Annotated in this window: 19 protein-coding genes and 1 pseudogene; 10 read left to right on the forward strand and 10 right to left on the reverse strand. The window is 60.3% G+C overall.

Features of this window, described 5'->3' with window-relative positions:
* Positions 1 to 128 precede the first annotated feature (128 nt).
* Both aroE and hemF read right to left on the reverse strand, forming a co-directional pair.
* A complete protein-coding gene (gene aroE / locus KW849_RS23505) occupies positions 129 to 950 on the reverse strand; it encodes a shikimate dehydrogenase (protein WP_218431478.1) in 822 nt (273 codons plus the stop codon).
* A gap of 13 nt (positions 951 to 963) precedes the next feature.
* On the reverse strand, positions 964 to 1,878 hold the full coding sequence (hemF, locus tag KW849_RS23510; RefSeq protein ID WP_218431479.1) for an oxygen-dependent coproporphyrinogen oxidase: 915 nt from the start codon (positions 1,876 to 1,878) through the stop codon (positions 964 to 966).
* 163 nt (positions 1,879 to 2,041) lie between these two features.
* Between hemF and KW849_RS23515 the strand changes: the two genes are divergently transcribed.
* Entirely contained in the window at positions 2,042 to 3,019 is a 978-nt protein-coding gene (locus tag KW849_RS23515; RefSeq protein WP_218431480.1) for an NADPH:quinone reductase, read from the forward strand.
* A gap of 163 nt (positions 3,020 to 3,182) precedes the next feature.
* Here the strand turns inward: KW849_RS23515 and KW849_RS23520 are convergent, their stop codons facing one another.
* The 3 genes and pseudogenes from KW849_RS23520 to KW849_RS23530 form a co-directional block, all read right to left on the reverse strand.
* Positions 3,183 to 3,740 (reverse strand): L-threonylcarbamoyladenylate synthase, encoded by a 558-nt coding sequence (locus KW849_RS23520; RefSeq protein WP_057397341.1) that lies wholly within the window; start codon positions 3,738 to 3,740, stop codon positions 3,183 to 3,185.
* 54 nt (positions 3,741 to 3,794) lie between these two features.
* The gene (gene dprA / locus KW849_RS23525; RefSeq protein ID WP_218431481.1) at positions 3,795 to 4,901 is read right to left on the reverse strand and encodes a DNA-processing protein DprA; all 1,107 of its coding nucleotides are present in this window, start codon (positions 4,899 to 4,901) and stop codon (positions 3,795 to 3,797) included.
* A gap of 81 nt (positions 4,902 to 4,982) precedes the next feature.
* Positions 4,983 to 5,774, reverse strand: a pseudogene (locus KW849_RS23530) (peptidoglycan-binding protein); the annotation flags it as partial.
* Positions 5,775 to 5,991: 217 nt separating this feature from the next.
* On the opposite strand from KW849_RS23530, the gene def reads away from it, so the two are divergent.
* The 5 genes from def to KW849_RS23555 all read left to right on the forward strand — a co-directional run bounded on the left by def (position 5,992) and on the right by KW849_RS23555 (position 10,651).
* Positions 5,992 to 6,498, forward strand: coding sequence for a peptide deformylase (gene def, locus KW849_RS23535; RefSeq protein ID WP_108218782.1), 507 nt, complete (start codon positions 5,992 to 5,994; stop codon positions 6,496 to 6,498).
* A 57-nt stretch (positions 6,499 to 6,555) separates the two neighbouring features.
* Positions 6,556 to 7,515: a methionyl-tRNA formyltransferase gene (gene fmt / locus KW849_RS23540; protein WP_218431483.1), complete on the forward strand. Its 960-nt coding sequence runs from the start codon at positions 6,556 to 6,558 to the stop codon at positions 7,513 to 7,515.
* Positions 7,512 to 8,822: a 16S rRNA (cytosine(967)-C(5))-methyltransferase RsmB gene (gene rsmB, locus KW849_RS23545; protein WP_218431484.1), complete on the forward strand. Its 1,311-nt coding sequence runs from the start codon at positions 7,512 to 7,514 to the stop codon at positions 8,820 to 8,822. The genes fmt and rsmB overlap by 4 nt, the downstream gene beginning before the upstream one ends.
* 22 nt (positions 8,823 to 8,844) lie before the next feature.
* The gene (gene trkA, locus KW849_RS23550) at positions 8,845 to 10,221 is read left to right on the forward strand and encodes a Trk system potassium transporter TrkA (RefSeq protein WP_104450374.1); all 1,377 of its coding nucleotides are present in this window, start codon (positions 8,845 to 8,847) and stop codon (positions 10,219 to 10,221) included.
* Positions 10,222 to 10,336: 115 nt separating this feature from the next.
* Positions 10,337 to 10,651, forward strand: coding sequence for a tetratricopeptide repeat protein (locus KW849_RS23555; protein ID WP_218431485.1), 315 nt, complete (start codon positions 10,337 to 10,339; stop codon positions 10,649 to 10,651).
* Positions 10,652 to 10,777: 126 nt separating this feature from the next.
* On the opposite strand, the gene KW849_RS23560 is transcribed toward KW849_RS23555, so the two are convergent.
* Together KW849_RS23560 and tag are read right to left on the reverse strand one after the other, a co-directional pair.
* The gene (locus tag KW849_RS23560) at positions 10,778 to 11,665 is read right to left on the reverse strand and encodes a lysophospholipid acyltransferase (RefSeq protein WP_218431486.1); all 888 of its coding nucleotides are present in this window, start codon (positions 11,663 to 11,665) and stop codon (positions 10,778 to 10,780) included.
* A gap of 40 nt (positions 11,666 to 11,705) precedes the next feature.
* Entirely contained in the window at positions 11,706 to 12,263 is a 558-nt protein-coding gene (gene tag / locus KW849_RS23565) for a DNA-3-methyladenine glycosylase I (protein ID WP_218431487.1), read from the reverse strand.
* Positions 12,264 to 12,344: 81 nt separating this feature from the next.
* Here tag and glyQ point away from each other — a divergent pair, with 81 nt between their 5' ends.
* From glyQ to KW849_RS23585, 4 genes are all read left to right on the forward strand, one after another.
* Positions 12,345 to 13,298: a glycine--tRNA ligase subunit alpha gene (gene glyQ / locus KW849_RS23570; protein ID WP_003187265.1), complete on the forward strand. Its 954-nt coding sequence runs from the start codon at positions 12,345 to 12,347 to the stop codon at positions 13,296 to 13,298.
* On the forward strand, positions 13,295 to 15,349 hold the full coding sequence (gene glyS / locus KW849_RS23575) for a glycine--tRNA ligase subunit beta (protein ID WP_218431488.1): 2,055 nt from the start codon (positions 13,295 to 13,297) through the stop codon (positions 15,347 to 15,349). The genes glyQ and glyS overlap by 4 nt, the downstream gene beginning before the upstream one ends.
* Positions 15,350 to 15,353: 4 nt before the next feature.
* Entirely contained in the window at positions 15,354 to 15,899 is a 546-nt protein-coding gene (gmhB, locus tag KW849_RS23580) for a D-glycero-beta-D-manno-heptose 1,7-bisphosphate 7-phosphatase (protein ID WP_218431571.1), read from the forward strand.
* A 91-nt stretch (positions 15,900 to 15,990) separates the two neighbouring features.
* Positions 15,991 to 16,770: a 1-acyl-sn-glycerol-3-phosphate acyltransferase gene (locus KW849_RS23585; protein WP_108218790.1), complete on the forward strand. Its 780-nt coding sequence runs from the start codon at positions 15,991 to 15,993 to the stop codon at positions 16,768 to 16,770.
* A gap of 263 nt (positions 16,771 to 17,033) precedes the next feature.
* Here KW849_RS23585 and gyrB read toward each other — a convergent pair whose 3' ends face one another.
* Genes gyrB through dnaN form a run of 3 tightly spaced genes read right to left on the reverse strand, consistent with a single transcriptional unit; the run spans position 17,034 to position 21,684 of the window.
* A complete protein-coding gene (gene gyrB / locus KW849_RS23590; protein WP_108218879.1) occupies positions 17,034 to 19,451 on the reverse strand; it encodes a DNA topoisomerase (ATP-hydrolyzing) subunit B in 2,418 nt (805 codons plus the stop codon).
* Positions 19,452 to 19,456: 5 nt separating this feature from the next.
* A complete protein-coding gene (recF, locus tag KW849_RS23595) occupies positions 19,457 to 20,560 on the reverse strand; it encodes a DNA replication/repair protein RecF (RefSeq protein WP_007985068.1) in 1,104 nt (367 codons plus the stop codon).
* A 20-nt stretch (positions 20,561 to 20,580) separates the two neighbouring features.
* Positions 20,581 to 21,684, reverse strand: a complete 1,104-nt coding sequence (dnaN, locus tag KW849_RS23600; RefSeq protein WP_007969885.1) for a DNA polymerase III subunit beta — start codon at positions 21,682 to 21,684, stop codon at positions 20,581 to 20,583.
* Positions 21,685 to 21,687: the final 3 nt, after the last annotated feature.

Here is a 21,687-nt window from a genome sequence, read left to right on the forward strand (position 1 = left end):
ACCGCCCTCTGTAGGAGCGAGCTTGCTCGCGAAAAACCTGAGGGCGCAATTGGGCATCTGGTTTTTCGCGTTATCGTTCACGACCTTCGTCGGAACGCCGCCCGGAGCAAGCTCGCTCCGACAGTAGGTTATAGGGCCAGTTGCCGGCGAAGTTCAGCCAACACCGGCGCCGTATCCGGCCGCACTCCGCGCCACAGGAAAAACGCCTCCGCCGCTTGCTCGGCCAGCATCCCCAAGCCATCCATCGCCACCGCCGCGCCGTGTTCACTGGCCCAGCGGCAGAACGAGGTCGGTTCCTTGCCGTACATCATGTCGTAGCACACCGTTTTGCCCGGTTCGATCAGGCTGGGCGCAATCGGCGGCACATCGCCCGTCAGGCTCGCGGAGGTCGCATTGATGATCAGGTCCACCGACTCCTGCAACCAGTCGTAGCCACTGGCCGAGACCGGTCCCAGATCACAGAACAGTTCCGCCAAAAGCTCGGCCTTTTCCACCGTGCGGTTGGCGATGACCACCGATGCCGGTTGCTCGGCCAGCAGCGGCTCCAGGGCACCGCGCACCGCACCGCCGGCACCGAGCAACAGGATGCGTTTGCCCTTGAGGCTGAAACCGGCGTTGACCGTCAGGTCCCGCACCAGCCCGGCGCCGTCGGTGTTGTCGCCCAGCAGACTGCCATCGGCCAGTTTGCTCAAGGTATTGACCGCACCCGCCCGCTGCGCCCGCGCCGTCAGGTTGTTAGCCAATCGATAGGCCTCTTCCTTGAACGGCACCGTCACATTGGCACCGCGACCTTCGAGGAAAAACGTCCGGGCACAGGTGGAAAAGTCGTCGAGTGGCGCCAGCAGCGTGTTGTAGTCGAGCTTTTGCGCGGTCTGCTCGGCGAACAGGCGATGGATCAACGGCGACTTGCTGTGGCCGATCGGGTTTCCGAATACGACATAACGGTCCATCAGGTTTCCTCGTTCAGGCGTCGGCCAACCAATCGCGGTCTTGCAGGAAATACTCGGTCAGGCGCGCTTCTTCGCTGCCAGGCTCGGCCTTCCAGTCGTAACCCCAGCGCACTTGCGGTGGCAGCGACATCAAAATCGACTCGGTCCGCCCACCCGATTGCAGGCCGAACAACGTGCCACGGTCGTAGACCAGATTGAATTCAACGTAACGGCCACGGCGGAACTCCTGGAACTCGCGCTGCTTGACTGTGAACGCATCGTTCTTGCGGCGCTGCACGATCGGGAGATAAGCGTCGATGTACGCATCGCCGATGGCGCGCATGAAGGCGAAACTGGTGTCGAAGTCCCACTCGTTCAGGTCGTCGAAAAACAGCCCGCCGATGCCGCGCGGCTCGTGGCGATGCTTGATGTGAAAGTAGCTGTCGCACCAGGCCTTGTAACGCGGGTAAACGTCCGGGCCGAACGGCGCACAGGCCTGCTCGGCGACGCGGTGCCAGTGGATGCAGTCTTCTTCGTTGCCGTAATACGGGGTCAGGTCGAAGCCGCCACCGAACCACCAGACCGGTTCTTCACCTTCTTTTTCAGCGATGAAAAAGCGCACGTTGGCGTGGGAAGTCGGCACGTGGGGGTTGTGCGGGTGAATCACCAGCGACACGCCCAGGGCTTCAAAGCCACGGCCCGCCAGTTCCGGTCGATGAGCGCTGGCAGACGGTGGAAGGCCGCTGCCGAAGACATGGGAAAAGTTGACGCCGCCCTTTTCAATCACCGCGCCGTTTTCGATCACGCGGGTACGACCACCACCGCCGGCAGGCCGGGTCCAGGCGTCTTCGACGAATTGCGTGCCGCCGTCTTCGGCTTCCAGGGCAGCGCAAATGCGCTCTTGCAGGTCGAGCAGGTAGGCTTTTACGGCCTCGGTGCGGGTCGTCATGTCATCACCTTGAATCGGGCAAAACTACGCGGTGCTCCATTGGAGCTCAGCCTGCGCAAATGGGTCCGTAGCATAACATCGCACGTTACCCCTTCGCAGTTGACGAAGATCAAGCTTAGGAGTCCGATAGGGTGCTTGGTAAAACGACCTATGGAGAGTTCAGATGGCAAAGCGTATCCAGTTCCGCACCCATGGCGGCCCCGAAGTACTCGAGTATGTGGATTACCAACCCGCCGAGCCAGGTCCGAAGGAAGTGCGCGTGACCAACAAGGCCATCGGCCTGAACTTTATCGACACCTATTACCGCAGCGGTCTGTATCCGCCGCCATCCCTGCCATCGGGAGTCGGCTCTGAAGGCGCGGGCGTGGTCGAGGCGGTGGGCAGCGAAGTGACCCGCTTCAAGATCGGCGATCGTGTGGCCTATGGCAGCGGCCCTCTGGGCGCCTACAGCGAAGTTCACGTCTTGCCCGAGGCCAATCTGGTGAAACTGCCGGATGCCATCAGCTTCGAACAGGCCGCCGGGGTGATGCTCAAGGGCCTGACCGTGCAGTACCTGCTGCGTCAGACTTATGAACTCAAGGGTGGCGAAACCATCCTGTTCCACGCCGCGGCCGGCGGTGTCGGATCCTTGGCTTGCCAATGGTCCAGGGCCTTGGGCGTGAAGCTGATCGGCACGGTCAGCTCGGCAGAGAAAGCTGCACTGGCCAAGGCCAACGGAGCCTGGGCGACCATCGACTACAGCCATGAAAACGTCGCCCAACGCGTGCTGGAATTGACTGACGGCAAAAAAGTCCCGGTGGTGTACGACGGCGTCGGCAAGGACACCTGGCTGACTTCACTCGACTGCGCCGCGCCGCGTGGGCTGGTGGTGAGTTTCGGCAATGCGTCCGGCGCGGTCGACGGCGTGAACCTGGGAATCCTGGCGGGCAAAGGCTCGCTGTACGTGACCCGGCCAACCCTCGGCTCTTATGCGAACAACGCCGAAAACCTGCAACGCATGGCCGACGAACTGTTCGAGATGATCATCAGCGGCAAACTGACCGTGAACGTCAGCCAGCGTTATCCACTGGCTGACGCGGCGAAGGCGCAGACCGAGTTGTCGGCGCGGCGCACGACGGGCTCGGTGGTGTTGTTGCCGTAACCTGTGGCGAGGGGGCTTGTCGGAACGCCGCACCGCCCCGTTCGATTGCGAAGCAATCGTAAAACCAATGAACGCGGTTTGCCGGATACACCGCGTTCGCTGGTTTTGGGACGGCTGCGCCGTCCAACGGGGGCAAGCCCCCTCGCCACATGTCGCCTCGGTCCTAGTCCGGGCGCACAACCTTGCCGGTCGCCAGATCGCGAATCACGCTCGGGTTCTTGCGCCCGCCCAGATTGCCACCCAGCACCAGATCCACCTGGCCACGGAAATACTGCTCGACGCGAATCCGCGTACGTGCCGCCGGGCGCCCCTGCGGGTTGGCCGACGTCGACACCAGCGGCCCGACCAGTGCGCACAAATCCCGCACCAGCGGGTGATCGCTGACTCGCAGCGCCACGGTTTCATGCACGCCGGTAATCCACTCCGGCAGCAAGTTCTGGTGCGGCACCAGCCAGGTGTTCGGTCCCGGCCAGGTACTGGCCATGCGGTCCATCCACAATTCGGGGAAGTCCTCGAAGAGGAAATCGAACTGACGGATATTGTCGGCGACCAGAATCAGCCCCTTGTCCACAGACCGGCCCTTGATCAGCAGCAGACGCTCCACCGCTTCCTCGTCCCACGGGTCGCACCCCAGGCCCCAGACTGCTTCGGTTGGGTAGGCAATCACCGCCCCGGCGCGAATTGCTTGCGCGGCTTGTTGCACACGCCAACTGTTGACCATGAAAAACACTCCAGAATAAGGCTCTGCGCAGTTTACCGATCTTGTTTATAAAACCTAGCTCACCCGCGCAAACCAGCGTCCGCTTTCGCACACGGCGCGGCCATCCATTTCCAGTTCCGTCAACGCAGCCAGCACTTTCGGCAAGGTCCAGCCGCTTGCGTCGGCCAGCGCTTCACTGGTGAGAGGCGCGGCATGCAGCAGCTTCAACAGTGGGTGAATCGTCGCAGGGGTGCAGGTTTGCGTGGATAACGACAGTCGTTGCCAGCCGCGCAAGGCTTCGAGGATATGTTCTATGGTTTCCACCAACACCGCACCGTCACGGATCAACTGGTGACAGCCTCGGGCGCCGGGGTGATGGATCGACCCGGGCATCGCAAACACCTCGCGCCCCTGTTCCGCCGCCAGCCTCGCGGTGATCAGTGAACCGCTGGCAACACTGGCTTCGACCACCAGCACCCCGAGTGACAAACCACTGATGATCCGGTTGCGTCGAGGGAAGTTGCCGGCGCTGGGGCCGGCATCCAGCGGGAACTCCGAAAGCACTGCGCTGCCCGAAGCGACCATGGCGTCTGCCAGGCGTCTATTTCGCTGTGGATAAAACTTCTCGAGCCCCGTACCAAGCACACCGATCGTTTGCCCGCCGACGTCGAGAGCGGCCTGGTGCGCGGCGGCGTCAATGCCCAGTGCCAGGCCGCTGGTAATGACAAAACCGGCACCGGCCAGGCTGCGGGAAAACGCTGCAGCGGTGTCCATCCCCGGCCGGGACGCGCGCCGGCTGCCGACCATCGCCAGTTGTGGTTTTTCCAGAATGCCTGGATTGCCCGCGACAAATAACAGTGGTGGTGCATCGCTGATTTGTGCCAGCAGTGCCGGGTAGTCCGGCTGGTCCCACATCAGTAAATGCTGGGCCGGGTGCTCTAACCAGGCCAATGCGTGGCTGGCGCCGTCACGAATCTCAGTGCTTCGTCTGGCCTCAGAGCAGGCCAGTGGCAAACCCAGTGAACGCCAGGCGCTGGCCGGTGCGCTGATGGCTTTGGATGCCGAGCCGAAGGCTTCGAGCAATTTCTTGAAACGCGCAGGACCGAGTTCCGGCAAACGATGCAGACGTAATCGAGCTTCCAGTTCCGCGGGGGAAACCGGTGTAACCGTAGACAGCGACATGGATCATCCTTGATCGTAATAAGCACCCGTACAAACGGGAATAAGCTGTGGATAACTCTGTTGGTAACTTGTGAGGCAGGCTTACGGATTTCGCACCTTGTCCATCACCGATAGCGAGCGCGTAGCGCTAAGCACCAGCCCATAACTGAGTTTGTCGTAGGTACGGAAAACCATCAGCAGACCAGCGCGCTCATCGGGAATTTTCAACGGCTGGCCGGTGATCCGGTCGCGCACGGTTTCGCCGGTCTTCATCACCGCAAGCAGATTGCCTTCGGCCAGGCCGTCGCGCTGCCCCTTGTTCAGCGTAACCACGTCCAACTCGCCGATCTGCGTGACCCCACGCGGCACATCGATGATCAAACCATTGATTTCGTGGCTCGGTGCATTGGGCGTGAAGGTCGAGTTGATCGTGTGCTCTTCACCGCTGAACAAGCGATCGCCGATGCGCACTTCCTGGGTCGTGCGTTGCAAGGCCAGGGTGGCGACGTCTCCTTCGACGGCGACGACCTCACCACCGCCGATGTCGTCGGCGTTGATCCCTAGAATCTCCTTGCTCTGCGGATCGGTGTAGACCTTGCCTTGGCGGAAGATGCCGTACGCCGGTTGCGCCAGATCGAAATGGCCGCGGGCAAAGATGCGGTCACCCGCGCCGCTGAGTACGCGCTCGGCATCGCCGGCGACGATGTAGGGCGCCTTGTCGAAATCCTCGGCCTTGTCGACGATGCGGTTGCTCAGTAGAAAGCTGTTGATCGATTTCAGCGCAATGCCGGGGATAGCCTCGCTCATCGGGCTGCTGCGCACCTGAGGCGAGAGCTTAATGGTGGGAATGTCTTCCCGAAGTTGCGCTTGCCCATGCGCCCAACCTGCCGAGACCAGGAGCAACAGGGCGAGTAGTGATTTCCTCATGCGGTGAATCCCTTTATTATGTAGGTTCGCGTAAAACGCCAGAGCCCTCAGTGGCTCGCTCCCGGCTTGCTTGTCAAAACTTGCTTGTCAACAGAAGGGAGCTACGTTTTACAACGGTAGCCGGCATCTTCGGACCGCCAGGCCATCGACCTGACCTTACTTCACACGTGCAATCATCAAGCTTATGGCCATTTTGAACATCCTCGAATTCCCTGATCCGCGCCTGCGCACTATCGCCAAGCCAGTGGCCGTAGTGGACGCCGAAGTGCGTCAGTTGGTCGACGACATGTTTGAAACAATGTATGAAGCGCCTGGCATCGGCCTCGCCGCAACCCAGGTCAACGTGCACAAACGTATCGTCGTGATGGACCTCTCCGAAGACCGCACCGAACCGCGAGTGTTCATCAACCCCGAGTTCGAACCGTTGACCGACGAGATGGGCCAGTATCAGGAAGGCTGCCTGTCGGTGCCGGGTTTCTACGAAAACGTCGATCGCCCGCAACGGGTCAAGGTCAAGGCGCTGGACCGCGACGGCCAGCCTTACGAACTGATCGCCGAAGATTTGCTCGCCGTGTGCATCCAGCACGAATGCGACCACCTCAACGGCAAATTGTTCGTTGATTACCTGTCCACGCTCAAACGCGACCGCATCAAGAAGAAACTGGAAAAGCTCCATCGCCAGAACGCCTGATGCCCATCTTCAAAGGCTTGCTGCGGCAAGCCTTTTTCTTTTCAAGAGACGTCACCCATGACTGAGCCACTGCGCATTGTCTTTGCCGGCACCCCGGAATTCGCCGCCGAACACCTCAAGGCCCTGCTCGACAGCCCTTACGAGATCGTCGCGGTCTACACCCAACCGGATCGTCCGGCCGGTCGCGGGCAAAAACTGATGCCGAGCCCGGTCAAGCAGCTTGCTCTAGAGAACAACATCCCGGTGCTGCAGCCGCCCACCTTGCGCAACGAAGACACGCAAGCGGAACTGGCCGCGTTGAAGCCGGACTTGATGGTGGTGGTCGCCTACGGCCTGATCCTGCCGCAAGTGGTGCTGGATATTCCGCGCCTGGGTTGCATCAACAGCCACGCCTCGCTGCTGCCGCGATGGCGTGGTGCGGCGCCGATCCAGCGCGCCGTGGAAGCGGGCGATGCACAAAGTGGCGTGACTGTGATGCGCATGGAAGCCGGCCTCGACACCGGGCCGATGCTGCTCAAGGTCACCACCCCGATCAGCGCCGAAGACACGGGCGGCAGTCTGCACGATCGGCTGGCCGAAATGGGCCCTCCGGCCGTGGTCCAGGCGATTGCCGGCCTCGCCGCCGGAACCCTGGAGGGCGAAGTGCAGGACAACAGCCTGGCGACCTATGCGCACAAATTGAACAAGGACGAAGCACGCATCGACTGGACTTGCCCGGCGGTTGAGCTCGAGCGTCTGGTCCGTGCCTTCAACCCGTGGCCGATCACCCACAGCACCTTGAATGGCGAAGCCCTGAAAGTGCTGGCCGCGAAGTTGGCCGAAGGCAAAGGCGCCCCGGGTGAAATCCTCGGCGCCAGCAAGGACGGCCTGATCGTCGCCTGCGGCGAACAGGCCCTGTGCCTGACCCGCCTGCAATTGCCCGGCGGCAAGGCGCTGAACTTCAGCGACCTGTTCAACAGCCGCCGCGAGAAATTCGCCACCGGCACTGTCCTCGGACAAGCGGCGGACGCTCAATGAACCCGCGTCTGGCCGCCGCCAAGGCACTCGCCGCTGTCCTGAACGGAAAAGCATCGCTCAACAGTTCGCTGCCAACGCAACTGGACAAGGTCGAGGATCGTGATCGCGGCTTCACCCAGGATCTGGCGTTCGGCACCGCGCGCTGGCAGCCACGCTTGTCGGCACTGGCGGCCAAGCTGCTGCAGAAACCGTTCAAGGCCGCCGACGCCGATGTCGAGGCGCTGTTGCTGGTCGGTCTTTATCAGTTGCTCTACACCCGCGTCCCGGCCCATGCCGCCATTGGTGAAACCGTCGGTTGCGCCGACAAGCTGAAAAAGCCTTGGGCAAAGGGTTTGCTCAACGCTGTGCTGCGCAATGCTCAGCGCGACAGCGAAACGATTTTCGCCGAGCTGGAGCGTGATCCGGTGGTGCGCACCGCTCACCCGCGCTGGCTGCAGAAATCCCTGAAGGCGTTCTGGCCAGAACAGTGGGAAGCCATCTGCGCCGCCAACAACGCGCATCCGCCGATGATCCTGCGGGTCAACCGTCGCCATCACACCCGTGATGCCTACCTCGGTTTGCTGACAGATGCCGGTATCGCCGCCACGCCGTGTGTCTACAGCCGCGACGGCATCGTGCTCGAAGCCGCCGCCGACGTGCGCAGCCTGCCGGGTTTCGCCGAAGGCTGGATCAGCGTGCAGGACGAAGCCGCGCAACTGGCCGCCGATCTGCTCGACCTGGCCCCCGGTCAACGGGTGTTGGACGCCTGCTGTGCACCGGGCGGCAAGACCTGCCATATTCTCGAAGCCGAGCCAAAACTGGCCGGCGTCGTGGCGGTAGACCTGGAGGCCAAGCGCCTGGTGCGGGTGCGGGAAAACCTCGAACGCCTGAAGCTGAGCGCCGAACTGATTGCCGCCGACGGCCGCGACACCCAGGCGTGGTGGGACGGCAAGCCGTTCCAGCGCATCCTGCTGGATGCGCCATGTTCGGCCACCGGCGTGATCCGTCGTCACCCGGACATCAAGCTGACCCGCCAACCCGACGACATCGCCGCGCTGGCGCTGCTGCAAGGCGAATTGCTCGATGCCATGTGGCACACGTTGGAGGTGGGCGGCATTCTGCTGTACGCCACTTGTTCCACGCTGCCGACCGAGAACACCGAAGTCATCGAAGCCTTCCTCGCCCGCACGCCGGGCGCCCGCGAACTGGACCTCGCCACGGCGGCCGGCATCAAGCAGCCCCATGGTCGCCAGTTGCTGGCCCAGGAAGGCGGCCACGACGGTTTCTACTACGCCAAGCTGATCAAGATCGCCGCCGCTCGCGGTTAAACGGATTCAATGGAGTGACTGGATGAAAATCATCATCCTCGGCGCAGGGCAGGTCGGCGGTTCGCTGGCAGAACACCTGGCCAGCGAAGCCAACGATATTACTGTGGTCGACACCGATGGCGAACGCCTGCGCGACCTTGGCGACCGCCTGGACATCCGCACCGTCCAAGGTCGCGGTTCGTTCCCGACCGTGTTGCGCCAGGCTGGAGCCGATGACGCCGACATGCTGGTCGCTGTGACCAACAGTGATGAAACCAACATGGTCGCCTGCCAGGTCGCCCACACCCTGTTCCACACCCCGACCAAGATCGCCCGGGTTCGCGAAGCCGCGTACCTGACCCGCGAAGAGCAATTGTTCCAGAACGAAGCGATTCCGGTGGACGTACTGATCAGCCCGGAACAAGTGGTTACCAACTACATCAAGCGCCTGATCCAGCATCCCGGCGCCTTGCAGGTAATCGACTTCGCCGAAGGCAAGGCGCAACTGGTGGCGGTGCGGGCGTACTACGGCGGGCCGCTGGTGGGCCAGCAACTGCGGCAGCTGCGTGAACACATGCCGAACGTGGAAACCCGTGTCGCGGCGATTTTCCGTCGTGACCGGCCGATCCTGCCCCAAGGCGACACGGTGATCGAGGCCGACGACGAAGTATTTTTCATTGCCGCCAAAGCGAACATTCGCGCTGTGATGAGCGAAATGCGCCGTCTCGACGAAACCTATAAACGCATTGTCATCGCCGGTGGCGGGCAAATCGGCGAGCGTCTGGCCGAGGCCATCGAAAGCCGTTATCAGGTAAAGATCATCGAGATGAATCCGGCCCGTTGCCGTCATCTCTCGGACCACCTCGACAGCACTGTGGTGCTGCAGGGCAGCGCCTCGGACCGCGACCTGCTGCTGGAGGAGAACATCGCCGACGCGGATCTGTTCCTCGCCCTGACCAACGACGACGAAGCCAACATCATGTCGTCGCTTCTGGCCAAGCGCCTGGGTGCGAAGAAGGTGATGACCATCATCAACAACCCGGCTTATGTCGATCTGATCCAGGGCGGCGACATCGACATCGCCATCAGCCCTCAACTCGCCACCATCGGCACCTTGCTGGCCCACGTGCGCCGGGGCGACATCGTCAGCGTGCACTCACTGCGCCGAGGCGCGGCGGAGGCCATCGAGGCGATTGCCCATGGCGATGCGAAATCGAGCAAGGTGATCGGCAAGGCCATCGAGAACATCGGCCTGCCGCCGGGTACCACCATCGGTGCGATCATCCGCGACGAAGAGGTGATCATTGCCCATGACGACACCGTGATCGAAACGGGCGACCATGTGATTTTGTTCCTTGTGGATAAAAAGCATATTCGCGATGTGGAGAAGCTGTTCCATGTGGGGTTGAGCTTCTTCTGATCCTTTAGGCCGCCTTCGCTGGCAAGCCAGCTCCTACAGAGAATCGCGCACAACCTGTAGAGCTGGCTTGCCAGCGAAGCGATTTCGAAAACGACAACCATTCGGAAACTCCCCCATGATCGAATCCCTGGAAAAAATGCTCGCCAAAGGTGTGGATAACGCTTTGCTACGCTTCGGCCTGGGCAAGGGCTATCTGGATCTGGGAGAGAACGCCAAGGCAGTGGAGCATTTTCAACGTTGCGTCGAATTCGATCCGAAGTATTCGGCGGCGTGGAAACTACTGGGCAAGGCCCACCTGGCGCTGGCGGATTTTGCGGCCGCGCGCCAAGCCTGGGAGCAAGGCCTGGAAGCTGCTCGCGGCCATGGTGACAAACAGGCCGAAAAGGAAATGACGGTGTTCCTGAAGAAGCTCGAGCGTCAGGCGCACTGATCAGAGATAACGCAGACTGTGAGAAGCCCTTGTAGGAGCTGCCGAAGGCTGCGATCTTTTGATTTTTATCACAGCAAGATCAAAAGATCGCAGCCTTCGGCAGCTCCTACGGGGTTATCCACAGCATCAATACCAGCGAGCTTCACCTGGCGGACGCTTCTTGAAGCGCTTCATGCTCCACATGTACTGGCTCGGGTACGCTCGCACATAGCGCTCGACCACCTGGCTCATGGCCGCACAGGATTGCGCTGTGTCGGTGCTGTACATGGCTTCGGGTGCGGCCTCCAGGATTACTTTGTAGCCTGAACCGTCCGGCAGGCGCAGGGCGTGCAGGAATACGCCGACCGCTTTGCCGCCAGCGAGCATGTTCGGCACGAACTTGCTGGTCAGCGCCTGAGTGGCGAAGAACGGCACGAAGATCCCGGCGGATTCGGCCGGTTCCGGGTCAGCGGGAATGCCCACTGCACCACCTTTGCGCACTTCCTTGATGACACTGAGGATGCCTTCCTTGGTGGAAGCAGCGACCTTGTTACCCAGTTGCACCCGCTGCTTTTGCAGCAACTCATCCACCGCCTTCAATTTGGGCGGACGGTAAAAAATGATCGGTTTGCACTGGCTGCAATAGAAGTGGTTGAGCACTTCCCAGTTGCCCAGGTGGCTGGTGATGCCGACCACGCCTTTGCCGGAGGCGAGGGCGTCCTTCAATATGTCGAGGCCCTCGACCTCGCGCACCAGGTCGATGGAGCGCTGGGCCGGCCAGATCCAGGCGCAGGCGCTCTCTGTCAGGGACTTGCCGATGTCCTTAAGGCTCTGTCCGACTAAACGTTCGCGCTCGGCGGGGTCCATGTCCGGAAAGCACTTGGACAGATTGATCCGTACCACATCGCGGGAACGGTTCGGGGTTTTCCACATGACCCAGCCAATCGCCGAGCCCACGGCCTGCACGGCCCACCACGGAAGCAGGGCAAACAGCCGCAGAGCGCCTACCAGCAAGGCGCCTTTCAACTTATCCACAGGTCACTCCTGATTTTGTGCTGTGCGCGAGGCGGCCATTCTAACCGCCGTTCGCCAGATGCGCGTAGCGGTCGCAATCACGGGTGTGATCCATGACCATGCCCGAGGCCTGCATCAGCGCGTAGCAAATGGTCGGCCCGACGAAGGTGAAACCGGCTTTTTTCAAGCCCTTGCTCATTTCCACGGCGTTCGGCGTCATGGCCGGGACTTCGCTGCGATCCTTGAAATGATTGATCACAGGCTTGCCACCGACGAACGACCAGAGAAATTCCACCGGGTCCTCCAGCGCCAGCCAGGCCTGGGCATTGCGCCGGGCCGCGTTGAGCTTGAGGCGGTTGCGGATGATGCCCGGATCGAGCATCAACTCGTCGATTTCGGCATCGCTCATCTGCGCCACGCGCTGGACATCAAAACCGAACATCACCTGACGATAATGCTCGCGTTTGCGCAGCACGGTGATCCAGGAGAGGCCGGCCTGGAACCCTTCGAGCAAAAGCAACTCGAACAATCCCTGCGCATCGCGTAGCGGCGTGCCCCACTCCTGATCGTGATATGCCATGTACAGCGGATCTTCGGAACACCAAAAGCAGCGTGGCATAAGGCTCCAGGGGGCGTGCGCAGCCATGAATCGGGTATACTCCCGCTCTTTAAATCGCAGCCCAAGAAACAGGTGAATTTCGTGAGCCAGCCTACGCCAGCCGTGCGTACCTTCCAAGACTTGATCCTCGCCCTCCAGCAATACTGGGCCGAGCAAGGTTGTGTGGTACTTCAGCCCTACGATATGGAAGTAGGCGCCGGCACTTTCCACACTGCTACATTCCTGCGCGCCATCGGCCCGGAAACCTGGAACGCCGCCTACGTGCAGCCAAGCCGCCGTCCGACTGACGGCCGCTACGGCGAAAACCCGAACCGTCTGCAGCACTACTACCAGTTCCAGGTCGTCCTGAAGCCGAACCCGGACAACTTCCAGGAACTGTACCTGGGCTCCCTCAAGCACGTCGGTCTGGACCCGCTGGTCCACGACATCCGCTTCGTCGAAGACAACTGGGAATCGCCGACCCTCGGTGCCTGGGGTCTGGGCTGGGAAGTCTGGCTCAACGGCATGGAAGTAACCCAGTTCACCTACTTCCAGCAAGCGGGCGGCATCGAGTGCTACCCGGTGACCGGCGAAATCACTTACGGTCTCGAGCGTCTGGCCATGTACCTGCAAGGCGTGGACTCGGTCTACGACCTGGTCTGGGCTGACGGCCCGTTCGGCAAGGTGACCTACGGCGACGTGTTCCACCAGAACGAAGTGGAACAGTCGACCTACAACTTCGAACATGCCAACGTCGACAAGCTGTTCGAACTGTTCGATTTCTACGAAAGCGAAGCCAAGCGCCTGATCGAACTCGACCAGCCGCTGCCGTTGCCGAGCTACGAAATGGTGTTGAAGGCCTCCCATACCTTCAACCTGCTGGATGCGCGCCGGGCAATCTCGGTGACTGCGCGTCAGCAATACATCCTGCGTGTACGCACCCTGGCGCGTTCCGTTGCGCAAGCCTACCTGCTGGCTCGCGCCAAGCTGGGCTTCCCGATGGCGACCCCGGACCTGCGTGATGAAGTACTGGCCAAGCTGGAGGCTGCACAATGAGTGCTCTGGATTTTCTGGTTGAACTGGGCACTGAAGAACTGCCACCCAAAGCCCTGAACACCCTGGCCGAGGCGTTCCTCGCCGGTATCGACAAGGGCCTGCAAGCTGCCGGCCTGAACTACGAGACCAAAACCGTTTATGCCGCGCCGCGCCGCCTGGCTGTGCTGATCACCTCGCTGGCCACCCAGCAACCGGATCGCAGCATCAACCTCGACGGCCCGCCACGTCAGGCCGCGTTCGATGCCGAAGGCAACCCGACCCAGGCGGCACTGGGCTTTGCCAAGAAGTGCGGCGTCGATCTGAGCGAAATCGATCAGAGCGGTCCGAAACTGCGCTACAGCCAGAGCATTGCCGGCAAGGCGACCGCGAGTCTGCTGCCGACCATCGTCGAAGACTCCCTGAACGACCTTCCGATCCCGAAACGCATGCGTTGGGGCGCGCGCAAGGAAGAGTTCGTTCGTCCGACCCAATGGCTGGTGATGCTGCTCGGTGACCGGGTCATCGACTGCACCATCCTCGCCCAGAAGGCCGGCCGCGATTCCCGTGGTCACCGCTTCCATCACCCGGAAAGCGTGCGCATCGGTTCGCCGTCCAGCTACCTGGCCGACCTGCGTGCCGCCTACGTGCTGGCTGACTCCAACGAGCGTCGCGAGATCATCAGCAAGCGCACCGAAGAGCTGGCCACCCGTCAGGAAGGCACGGCAATCGTTCCGCCAGCCCTGCTCGATGAAGTGACCGCGCTGGTCGAATGGCCGGTGCCGCTGGTGTGCTCGTTCGAGGAACGCTTCCTCGACGTGCCACAAGAAGCACTGATCACCACCATGCAAGACAACCAGAAGTACTTCTGCCTGCTGGACGCCGACGGCAAGTTGCTGCCACGTTTCATTACCGTGGCCAACATCGAAAGCAAAGACCCGCAGCAGATCATCGCCGGTAACGAGAAGGTGGTTCGCCCACGCCTGACCGACGCCGAGTTCTTCTTCAAGCAAGACAAGAAGCAGAAACTCGAAGACTTCAACCAACGCCTGCAGAACGTGGTGTTCCAGGAAAAACTCGGCAGCGTCTACGACAAGGCCGAGCGCGTTTCCAGACTCGCCGCCTACATCGCGGCGCGCATTGGCGGCAACGCTTCGTGGGCTGCTCGTGCGGGCCTGCTGTCGAAGTGCGACCTGTCGACCGAAATGGTCGGCGAGTTCCCGGAGATGCAAGGTGTCGCCGGTTACTACTACGCCCTCAACGATGGCGAGCCGGAAGACGTCGCACTGGCGCTGAACGAGCAGTACATGCCGCGCGGTGCCGGCGCAGAACTGCCGAGCACCCTGACCGGTGCGGCCGTGGCCATTGCCGACAAGCTCGACACCCTCGTGGGTATCTTCGGTATCGGCATGCTGCCGACCGGCAGCAAAGACCCGTACGCCCTGCGCCGTGCCGCACTGGGCGTGTTGCGTATCCTGATCGAAAAGCAACTGGATCTGGACCTGAACGACGCCGTGGCCTTCGCAGTGAATGCATTCGGGACCAAGATCAAGGCTGCCGGCCTGAACGAATCGGTGCTGGAGTTCATCTTCGACCGCCTGCGTGCCCGTTACGAAGACGAAGGCGTCGATGTTGCGACCTACCTGTCGGTGCGTGCCTTGAAGCCAGGCTCGGCCCTGGACTTCGACCAGCGCGTGCAAGCGGTAGAGGCCTTCCGCAAATTGCCGGAAGCCGCTGCCCTGGCCGCGGTGAACAAGCGAGTGTCGAACCTGCTGAGCAAGGTCGAAGGCTCGGTGCCTACTGTCGTGGAAGCCAAGTACTTCGACAATGCCAACGAGTTCTCCCTGTACTCGGCGATCCAGCAGGCTGACCAGGCTGTACAGCCAATGGCCGCCTCGCGTCAGTACAGCGAATCCCTGGCACGCCTGGCTGCACTGCGTGAGCCCGTGGATGCGTTCTTCGAAGCCGTGATGGTCAACGCAGAGGACGCAAAAGTCCGCGCCAACCGTTATGCGTTGCTGGCGCGTCTGCGTGGGTTGTTCCTCGGCGTCGCCGACATTTCGCTGCTGGGTTGAGGGACTGCTGTTGAAACTGCTGATTCTCGATCGGGACGGAGTGATCAATTACGACTCCGACGCTTACATCAAGTCGGTGGAGGAGTGGATTCCGCTCCCCGGATCGATCGAGGCCATCGCGCAGTTGAGCAAGGCCGGCTGGACGGTAGCAGTCGCTACCAACCAGTCGGGCATCGCTCGCGGTTATTACGACCTCGCCACCCTGGATGCCATGCACGAGCGCTTGCGCGCGCTGGTGGCGGAGCAGGGCGGTGAAGTCGGCCTGATCGTCTATTGCCCCCACGGGCCGGACGAAGGCTGCGATTGCCGCAAGCCGAAACCCGGGATGTTGAAAACCATCGCCGCTCATTACAACGTGTCGCTGACCAATCTCTGGTTCGTCGGCGACAGCCTTGGTGACCTGGAAGCCGCCAAAGCCGTCGATTCACAGCCAGTTTTGGTAAAGACCGGGAAAGGCGAAAAGACTCTGGGCTTGACCCTTCCGGTAGGCACATTGATTTTTGACGATCTGGCGGCGATTGCCGCAGAACTTATCCACAAATGCCCTTGAGTAAGTGTGCGCTTCGATTGGTCCTGACCAAGGATGAAAGGGAAGTGCGCTTTATATAGGACGGGCAATTCCCGCAACGGTAAACGTCACCATGTCGATATTGCAGGCCATCAGAACCTTCCTCTTTTACCTGCTGCTGGGCACCAGTTCCTTGCTGTGGTGCAGCCTGAGTTTTTTCATCGCGCCGTTTCTGCCATTCAAGGCACGCTACCGCTTTATCAACGTGTACTGGTGCCGCTGCGCCTTGTGGCTGAGCAAAGTGTTTCTGGGTATCCGCTACGAAGTGAAGGGTGCCGAGAACGTACCTGAAAGGCCTTGTGTCATTCAGTCGAACCACCAGAGCACGTGGGAGACGTTCTTTCTCTCTGCCTACTTTTCACCGCTGAGCCAGGTGCTCAAACGTGAATTGCTCTATGTGCCGTTCTTTGGCTGGGCCATGGCCATGCTGCGACCGATCGCCATCGATCGCGACAACCCGAAAGCCGCACTCAAGCATGTCGCAAAGAAGGGCGATGAACTGCTCAAGGACAATGTCTGGGTGCTGATCTTCCCTGAAGGCACGCGTGTTCCTTTCGGCACCGTCGGAAAGTTCTCGCGCGGTGGCAGCGCCTTGGCGGTCAACGCCGAATTGCCCGTGCTGCCGATTGCGCACAACGCAGGCAAGTTCTGGCCGAAAACCGGTTGGGCGAAGAAGCAGGGCGTCATCACTGTGATCATTGGCGAACCGATGTATGCCGCAGGCACAGGACCGCGAGCCATTGCTGAATTGAACGACCGGGTCCAGGCGTGGAACGAGCAGATGCAACGGGAAATGGGCTCGCTGCCACCGGCTCCGCAAGCGCCGGTTTCAAACGATCAGGTGGCTGTCTGAGATTCTGTGGATAACCTGTGTACCGTTTCATTGAAAAACGTCGTTTCTTGTACGTAACTTTATGATTTGTTTGCATATTTTTTTGAATGATAAAAACCATAAAAACGTGCATAAGTTTTTTCGGACGTAAAAAAGCCGGCTGATATAGCCGGTTTTTTTATGCCCGGAACAATTGCTAAGAGTTGCTCCGGCGAGCGAGTAAAACGCAGACAATAAAAAGGCCAATGCGAATGCATTGGCCTTTTCGTTGGCATCGACCGGGATCAGAAGTCCAGGTTGGACACCGCCAAAGCGTTGCTCTCGATGAAGTCACGACGAGGTTCGACCGCATCACCCATCAGGGTGTTGAAGATCTGGTCCGCGCCAATGGCGTCTTCGATGGTCACTTTGAGCATCCGGCGCTGGCTTGGGTCCATGGTGGTTTCCCATAGCTGATCCGGGTTCATTTCGCCCAGACCTTTGTATCGCTGGATGGTGTGACGCTTGGTGCTTTCAGCCATCAGCCATTCAAGGGCTTCCTTGAACTCGGTCACCGGCTTCTTGCGCTCGCCACGCTGGATGTACGCGCCGTCGTCCAGCAGGGTACTCAGTTGAGCGCCTAGCGAAACGACAGTCTTGTAATCGTTGCTGCCGAAGAAGTCGCGGTTGAAGGTGACGTAGTTCGACAGGCCGTGGGAGATCAGTTCGACCTCTGGCAGCCAAACGTTACGTTCACGATCTTCACGCAGGCTGGCTTTGTAAACCAGGCCGGACTTCTCGACGGTGCGCAGGCGAACTTCGTATTGAGCCAGCCAATCTTGCATCGCTGCGTGATCGGACAGTTGCTCCATGCTCACCGCTGGCAGGTAGATGAAGTGCTCGGTCAGCTCCTGTGGGTACAGGCGCGACAGACGCTTGAGGGTCTTCATCACCAGACGGAAGTCATTCACCAGACGCTCAAGTGCTTCCCCGGAAATGCCAGGTGCTTCTTCGTTCAGGTGCAGGCTCGCATCTTCCAGGGCCGACTGCGTCATGTACTCTTCCATGGCGTCGTCGTCTTTGATGTATTGCTCTTGCTTGCCTTTCTTCACTTTGTACAGCGGCGGCTGAGCGATGTAGATGTAGCCACGCTCGATCAGCTCCGGCAACTGACGGAAGAAGAAGGTCAGCAGCAGGGTACGGATGTGCGAACCGTCGACGTCAGCATCGGTCATGATGATGATGTTGTGGTAACGCAGCTTGTCGATGTTGTACTCGTCGCGACCGATGCCGCAGCCCAGCGCGGTGATCAAGGTGCCCACTTCTTGCGAAGAGATCATCTTGTCAAAACGCGCTTTCTCGACGTTCAGGATCTTGCCCTTCAGCGGCAGGATGGCTTGGGTCCGGCGGTTACGTCCCTGCTTGGCAGAGCCGCCCGCGGAGTCACCTTCCACGAGGTACAGTTCGGACAGGGCAGGGTCCTTTTCCTGGCAGTCAGCCAGTTTGCCCGGCAGGCCGGCGATGTCCAGTGCACCTTTGCGACGAGTCATCTCACGGGCTTTACGCGCCGCTTCACGGGCACGGGCCGCGTCGATCATCTTGCCGACGACCAGTTTGGCTTCGTTCGGGTTTTCCAGCAGGAAGTCGGAGAAGTACTTGCCCATTTCCTGTTCGACCGCGGTCTTCACTTCGGAAGACACCAGCTTGTCTTTGGTCTGGGAGCTGAACTTCGGATCCGGCACTTTCACCGAAATGATCGCGGTCAGGCCTTCACGGGCATCGTCACCGGTGGTGGCGACCTTGTGCTTCTTCGCCAGGCCTTCTGCTTCGATGTAGGTGTTCAGGTTACGCGTCAGTGCGGAACGGAAACCTACCAGGTGAGTACCACCGTCGCGCTGTGGAATGTTGTTGGTGAAGCACAACAGGTTCTCGTTGAAGCTGTCGTTCCACTGCAGGGCGATTTCCACGCCGATGCCGTCTTCACGCTGGACGTTGAAGTGGAACACCTGGTTGACCGCAGTCTTGTTGGTGTTCAGGTATTCAACGAACGCACGCAGGCCGCCTTCGTACTTGAACAGCTCTTCCTTGCCGCTGCGCTCGTCCTTGAGGACGATGCCGACACCGGAGTTGAGGAAGGACAGTTCACGAATCCGCTTGGCCAGGATGTCCCAGCTGAAGTGAATATTCTTGAAGGTTTCAGCCGATGGCTTGAAGTGAATCTGGGTGCCCGTGGTTTCGCTCTCACCAACGATTTTCATCGGTTCTTGCGGAACACCGTGTACGTAAGTCTGTTCCCAGATTTTTCCGCTACGGCGAACGGTCAGGACCAGTTCTTTGGACAGTGCATTCACCACCGACACACCTACACCGTGCAGACCGCCGGATACTTTATAGGAGTTGTCATCGAACTTACCGCCGGCGTGCAGCACGGTCATGATGACCTCGGCTGCCGAAACGCCTTCTTCTTTGTGCACGTCTACCGGGATGCCACGACCGTTGTCACGAACGGTGATGGACTCATCCGGGTGGATGATGATGCTGATGTCGTCGCAGTGGCCGGCGAGAGCTTCGTCGATCGAGTTATCGACCACTTCGAACACCATGTGGTGCAGACCGCTGCCATCGTCGGTGTCACCAATGTACATACCGGGACGTTTGCGTACGGCATCCAGGCCTTTCAGCACTTTAATGCTCGTTGAGTCGTACGTATTTTCTTCGCTCAATGCCTTCACTCCCGATGGTCGTGGGTCTGGGTGATACGGCCCTGTTCCACGTGGAACAGAGCGACTGGCGTTTCCGTCTGCCAGCCTTCCCTCAATAATTCGTGATCTACACAGGTGATAAATACCTGGCAGCGTAAGTCTTCCAACAAGCGGCAAAGCGCGCGACGGTGGTGCTCGTCCAGCTCGGACGGCAGGTCATCCACCAGATAAATACACTGACCGCGTCGAGCCTGGCTGACCAAGTGCCCTTGAGCAATCCGTAATGCGCAAACCACCAACTTCTGCTGGCCACGGGACAAGATGTCCGCGGCGTTGTGCGCGCCCAGTCTGAGACGCAAATCAGCACGTTGTGGTCCGGCCTGGGTATGCCCCATTTGCTGGTCCCGCTGCAGAGACCCGGCGAGCACAGCACTCAGTTCACGGTCTTTGTCCCAGCCGCGGTAATAGCTGAGCGTCAAGCCTTCAAGCTCAACCAGATCGCTCAAGGTTTGTTCAAAGACTGGTTTCAAGGCTTTGATATAAGCGCGGCGGTATTCATCTATTTCAGCGCTGGCCTGGCACAGTTCCCTGTCCCAAACCGCTTGCGAAACGGCGTCAAGTGTACCATGCCGCAGCCAAGAGTTTCTCTGGCGCAGGGCCTTCTGCAAGCGCTGCCAGGTTGACATGAAGCGCGGTTCCACGTGGAACACACCCCAATCCAGAAACTGTCGGCGAATCTTCGGCGCACCTTCCAGCAATCGAAAGCTGTCCGGATTGATCAGTTGCAGTGGCAGGATCTCGGCCAGTTGCGCGGCGCTGCGCGCGTTCTGCCCATCGATACGGATCTGGAATTCGCCCTGGCGATCCCGCGAAATGCCCAAGGCGCTATGCCCGCCCTCTGCCAGCTCAACCTGGCCAAAGACTGTGCACGCCAATTGTTCGTATTGAATGACCGGCAACAGGCGGGTGCTGCGAAACGAACGGGCAAGCCCCAGCAGATGGATGGCTTCCAGAACACTGGTTTTGCCGCTGCCGTTGGCGCCGTAAAGAATATTGATGCGGGGGGAGGGGGAGAAGGTCACCGGGTGCAGATTGCGCACCGCGGTGACCGAGACGCGACTTAAGGACATCTAGCTTCTGCTGAACATGATTACAGACGCATCGGCATGACAACGTAGGCCGAGTCGTCGTTATCCGATTCCTGTACCAGCGCGCTGCTGTTGGAGTCGGACAGGATCAGACGAACCTGCTCGGTGGTCATCACACCCAGTACGTCGAGCAGGTAGCTCACGTTGAAGCCGATTTCCAGGGAGCCGCCGTTGTATTCAACGCCCACTTCTTCTTCCGCTTCTTCCTGCTCCGGGTTGTTCGCCTGGATCTTCAGCTGACCGCTGGCCAGTTGCAGTCGGATACCACGGTACTTCTCGTTGGACAGAATCGCGGTACGGCTGAACGCTTCGCGCAGCGCCTGGCGATCGCCCAGTACCAGCTTGTCGCCGCCTTTAGGCAGAACACGCTCATAGTCCGGGAATTTGCCGTCGACCAATTTCGAAGTGAAGGTGAACTCACCGGTGGTGGCACGGATGTGGTGCTGACCCAGCACGATGCTGACATTGCCGTCCGGCTCGGTAAGCAGGCGTGCCAGTTCGAGGATACCTTTGCGCGGCACGATGACCTGGTGACGATCAGGTTGGCCGATATCGGCCTGCATCGAGCACATGGCCAGACGGTGACCGTCAGTGGCGACGGCGCGGATCACGCCAGCGGAGACTTCCAGCAGCATGCCGTTGAGGTAGTAGCGCACGTCCTGCTGGGCCATGGCGAAGCTGGTGCGCTCGATCAGACGACGCAGTTTGCTTTGCTCCAGGCTGCAGGTCAGCGAACCCGGGCCTTCTTCCACGGTAGGGAAATCGTTGGCCGGCAGTGTCGACAGGGTGAAGCGACTACGGCCGGCCTTGACCACAAGCTTCTGCTCGTCGACCTTGATATCGATCAGCGCATCGTTCGGCAAGCTTTTGCAGATGTCCATCAGCTTGCGCGCCGGCACGGTGATGGAACCCGGATCCGCCGGCTCTTCGAGTTGAACACGACCGACCAGCTCGACTTCCAGGTCGGTACCGGTCAGCGACAATTGCTGGCCTTCGACAACCAGCAGCACGTTGGAAAGCACCGGCAAGGTCTGTCGACGTTCGACGACGCCTGCGACCAGTTGCAGGGGTTTCAACAGGGCTTCGCGTTGAATGGTGAAATGCATGGT

It is taken from the genome of Pseudomonas sp. PDM26, from assembly GCF_019219185.1.
In the GTDB taxonomy this organism is placed as follows: domain Bacteria; phylum Pseudomonadota; class Gammaproteobacteria; order Pseudomonadales; family Pseudomonadaceae; genus Aquipseudomonas.

What these genes read in the sequence shown, in the direction of transcription:
- fmt (WP_218431483.1), top strand. Translation starts at nt 6,556, where the DNA reads ATGACTGAGCCACTGCGCATTGTCTTTGCCGGCACCCCGGAATTCGCC.
- KW849_RS23585 (WP_108218790.1), top strand. Translation starts at nt 15,991, where the DNA reads ATGTCGATATTGCAGGCCATCAGAACCTTCCTCTTTTACCTGCTGCTG.
- trkA (WP_104450374.1), top strand. Translation starts at nt 8,845, where the DNA reads ATGAAAATCATCATCCTCGGCGCAGGGCAGGTCGGCGGTTCGCTGGCA.
- tag (WP_218431487.1), bottom strand. Translation starts at nt 12,263, where the DNA reads ATGCCACGCTGCTTTTGGTGTTCCGAAGATCCGCTGTACATGGCATAT.
- dnaN (WP_007969885.1), bottom strand. Translation starts at nt 21,684, where the DNA reads ATGCATTTCACCATTCAACGCGAAGCCCTGTTGAAACCCCTGCAACTG.
- hemF (WP_218431479.1), bottom strand. Translation starts at nt 1,878, where the DNA reads ATGACGACCCGCACCGAGGCCGTAAAAGCCTACCTGCTCGACCTGCAA.
- recF (WP_007985068.1), bottom strand. Translation starts at nt 20,560, where the DNA reads ATGTCCTTAAGTCGCGTCTCGGTCACCGCGGTGCGCAATCTGCACCCG.
- dprA (WP_218431481.1), bottom strand. Translation starts at nt 4,901, where the DNA reads ATGTCGCTGTCTACGGTTACACCGGTTTCCCCCGCGGAACTGGAAGCT.
- glyS (WP_218431488.1), top strand. Translation starts at nt 13,295, where the DNA reads ATGAGTGCTCTGGATTTTCTGGTTGAACTGGGCACTGAAGAACTGCCA.
- KW849_RS23515 (WP_218431480.1), top strand. Translation starts at nt 2,042, where the DNA reads ATGGCAAAGCGTATCCAGTTCCGCACCCATGGCGGCCCCGAAGTACTC.
- KW849_RS23520 (WP_057397341.1), bottom strand. Translation starts at nt 3,740, where the DNA reads ATGGTCAACAGTTGGCGTGTGCAACAAGCCGCGCAAGCAATTCGCGCC.
- def (WP_108218782.1), top strand. Translation starts at nt 5,992, where the DNA reads ATGGCCATTTTGAACATCCTCGAATTCCCTGATCCGCGCCTGCGCACT.
- KW849_RS23555 (WP_218431485.1), top strand. Translation starts at nt 10,337, where the DNA reads ATGATCGAATCCCTGGAAAAAATGCTCGCCAAAGGTGTGGATAACGCT.
- aroE (WP_218431478.1), bottom strand. Translation starts at nt 950, where the DNA reads ATGGACCGTTATGTCGTATTCGGAAACCCGATCGGCCACAGCAAGTCG.
- rsmB (WP_218431484.1), top strand. Translation starts at nt 7,512, where the DNA reads ATGAACCCGCGTCTGGCCGCCGCCAAGGCACTCGCCGCTGTCCTGAAC.